1 protein-coding gene and 1 pseudogene are annotated in these 3,431 nt (G+C 62.1%); both read right to left on the bottom strand.

From position 1 onward, the window contains the following. Nucleotides 1-223: 223 nt before the first annotated feature. On the bottom strand, nt 224-3,070 hold the full coding sequence (locus GV818_RS33585) for a valine--tRNA ligase (protein WP_161778733.1): 2,847 nt from the start codon (nt 3,068-3,070) through the stop codon (nt 224-226). A 154-nt stretch (nt 3,071-3,224) separates the two neighbouring features. Then, a pseudogene (locus GV818_RS33580) lies at nt 3,225-3,431 on the bottom strand (DNA polymerase III subunit chi); the annotation flags it as partial.

Genomic DNA, 3,431 nt, shown 5'->3' with positions numbered 1-3,431 from the left:
TGGGGGAGTCGATTCGGGGGTGGTTCAAAGTGATGGGCATTGTCCCATATCTTGTAGTGTCGGGGCGGGCTGTTCGCCGGCATGCCGGCTCCTGCAGCAACGCTGCGTACCTGCTGCGGGGGCGAGTGTGTTTAGGCGCGGGCTTGCCCAGGAAGGTGATCTTTCGACCCATAGAAAAGGGAGGCCTGTCTGGGCCTCCCTCTTTATGTCGCGTCGATCGCCGTTACAGGCTGGAGATCCGCGCGTGCTGCTCGGCCAGCTTGCCCAGGGCCTGTTCGGCCTCGGCCAGTCTGGCACGTTCCTTCTCGATCACTTCAGCCGGGGCCTTGTCGACAAAGGAAGCGTTGGACAGCTTGCCGCCCACCCGCTGCACTTCGCCCTGCAGGCGCTGGATTTCCTTGTCCAGGCGCGCCAGTTCGGCGCCCTTGTCGATCAGGCCAGCCATTGGAACCAGCACTTCCATCTCGCCTACCAGGGCGGTGGCGGACAGTGGTGCTTCGTCGCCGGCAGCCAGTACGGTGATGGATTCGAGCTTGGCCAGCTTCTTCAGCAAGGCTTCGTTCTCGGTCAGGCGACGCTGGTCTTCGGCACTGACGTTCTTCAGGAACAGGGTCAGGGGCTTGCCCGGGCCGATGTTCATTTCGGCACGGATGTTACGGGTGCCGAGCATCAGGCCCTTGAGCCATTCGATGTCGTCTTCGGCAGCCTGGTCGATGCGTGCTTCGTTCGCCACTGGCCAAGGTTGCAGCATGATGGTCTTGCCTTCGGCACCCGCCAGCGGCGCCAGGCGCTGCCAGATTTCCTCGGTGATGAACGGCATGAACGGGTGGGCCAGGCGCAGGGCTACTTCCAACACCCGAACCAGGGTGCGACGGGTGCCACGCTGGCGTTCGACCGGCGAGTTCTCGTCCCACAGCACTGGCTTGGAAAGTTCCAGGTACCAGTCGCAATACTGGTTCCAGATGAACTCGTACAAGGCCTGCGAGGCCAGGTCGAAACGGAACTGGTCGAGCTGGCGGGTGACTTCGGCTTCGGTACGTTGCAACTGCGAGATGATCCAGCGATCTGCCAGGGACAGCTCATAGGCTTCGCCGTTCTGGCCGCAGTCTTCGCCCTTGTCCAGCACGTAGCGCGCGGCGTTCCAGATCTTGTTGCAGAAGTTGCGATAACCCTCGACGCGGCCCATGTCGAACTTGATGTCGCGACCCGTGGTGGCCAGGGAGCAGAAGGTGAAGCGCAGGGCGTCGGTGCCGTAGCTGGCGATGCCGTCGGCGAATTCGGCGCGGGTCTGCTTCTCGATGGACTTCTGCAGTTTCGGCTGCATCAGGCCGGTGGTGCGCTTCTGCACCAGGGTTTCGAGGTCGATGCCGTCGATGATGTCCAGCGGGTCGAGGACGTTGCCCTTGGACTTGGACATCTTCTGGCCCTGGCCATCGCGCACCAGGCCGTGGACGTACACGGTCTTGAACGGAACCTGCGGCGTGCCGTCTTCGTTCTTCACCAGGTGCATGGTGAGCATGATCATCCGGGCAACCCAGAAGAAAATGATGTCGAAACCGGTGACCAGCACGTCGGTTGGGTGGAAGGTCTTGAGGAAGTCGGTCTGCTCCGGCCAGCCCAGGGTGGAGAACGTCCACAGGCCCGAACTGAACCAGGTGTCGAGCACGTCGTTGTCCTGCTGCAGGGCAACGTCCGGACCGAGGTTGTGCTTGGCTCGGACTTCGGCTTCATCGCGACCTACGTATACCTTGCCCGACTCGTCGTACCAGGCCGGAATCCGGTGGCCCCACCACAGCTGGCGGCTGATGCACCAATCCTGGATGTCGCGCATCCAGGAGAAGTACATGTTTTCGTATTGCTTGGGTACGAAGGCAATGCGGCCGTCTTCAACGGCAGCAATCGCAGGCTCGGCCAATGGTTTGGTCGATACGTACCACTGGTCGGTGAGCCACGGCTCGATGATGGTGCCGGAACGATCGCCTTTCGGTACTTTCAGGGCGTGGTCGTCGACGCTGACCAACAGGCCGGCGGCGTCGAACGCCGCAACGATCTGCTTGCGCGCCTCGAAGCGGTCCAGGCCGGCGTATTCGGCCGGGATCTTGCCGTCGATGTTCTGGTTCAGGCTGCCGTCCAGGTTGAACACCTGGCAGGCAGGGAGGACAGCGGCATTCTTGTCGAAGATGTTCAGCAGCGGCAGGTTGTGGCGCTTGCCGACTTCGTAGTCGTTGAAGTCGTGGGCCGGGGTGATTTTCACGCAGCCGGTGCCGAATTCAGGGTCGCAGTAATCATCGGCGATGATCGGGATGCGCCGGCCCACCAGGGGCAGCTCGACGAACTTGCCGATCAGCGCCTTGTAGCGCTCGTCTTCAGGGTTCACGGCCACGGCGGAGTCGCCGAGCATGGTTTCCGGACGGGTGGTGGCGACGATCAGGTAGTCGTTGCCTTCAGCGGTCTTGGCGCCGTCGGCCAGCGGGTACTTCAGGTTCCACAGGAAGCCTTTCTCGTCGTGGTTTTCCACTTCAAGGTCGGAAATCGCCGTGTGCAGCTTGGTGTCCCAGTTGACCAGGCGCTTGCCGCGGTAGATCAGGCCGTCTTCGTGCAGGCGTACGAAGGCTTCCTTCACCGCCTCCGAGAGGCCGTCGTCCATGGTGAAGCGCTCGCGGCTCCAGTCCACGGAGGAGCCCAGGCGGCGGATCTGGCGGCTGATGTTGCCACCGGACTGATCCTTCCACTCCCAGACCTTCTCAAGGAATTTTTCCCGGCCCAGGTCGTGACGACTCTGGCCCTGGGCTTCGATCTGACGCTCTACCAACATTTGGGTGGCGATACCGGCGTGGTCGGTACCCGGCTGCCACAGGGTGTTGCGACCCTGCATGCGGCGGAAACGGATCAGGGCGTCCATGATCGCGTTGTTGAAGCCGTGGCCCATGTGCAGGCTGCCGGTGACGTTCGGCGGCGGGATCATGATGGTGTAAGAGTCGCCCGCGCCTTGCGGGGCGAAGTAGTTCTCGGACTCCCAGGTTTGGTACCAGGAAGTTTCAATGGCGTGCGGCTGGTAGGTCTTATCCATGCGCGGCGGGACCCTATTGGCATTTATTCAGGAAAAGCCGGCAAGTATAGCGGAGGGGAGCCGCTGCAAGCCATAAGGCAGCTGCAAGCTATAAGCGGCAAGAGGGGGAGGCGGTGTTTTTCTTGCGCTTGCAGCTTGAGGCTGTAACTGCTGTTTATGGCTTGCCGCTGGTTGCTGTGGCGAGCAGCCGTTCCAGGCGTGCTTCAAGGCGACGCTTGATCTCGGTTTCGATGTGCGGGGCGAAATCGTCGATCACGTCTTGCATGATCAGTTGCGCGGCGGCGCGCAGTTCGCTGTCCAGGTGCAGCAAGGCGTCGGCGCTGTTGCTGGCGGGTGCAGGCTTGACTGCAGGAGCCGGGGG

Origin of the sequence: Pseudomonas sp. Fl4BN1 (genome assembly GCF_009908285.1) — a bacterium.
Lineage (GTDB): Bacteria > Pseudomonadota > Gammaproteobacteria > Pseudomonadales > Pseudomonadaceae > Aquipseudomonas.
Note: the sequence above shows the minus strand (reverse complement) of the source record. Positions and strands in the feature narration are given on the sequence as shown.

Coding starts and splice junctions, on each gene's coding strand:
- GV818_RS33585 (WP_161778733.1), bottom strand. CDS start 3,070: ATGGATAAGACCTACCAGCCGCACGCCATTGAAACTTCCTGGTACCAA.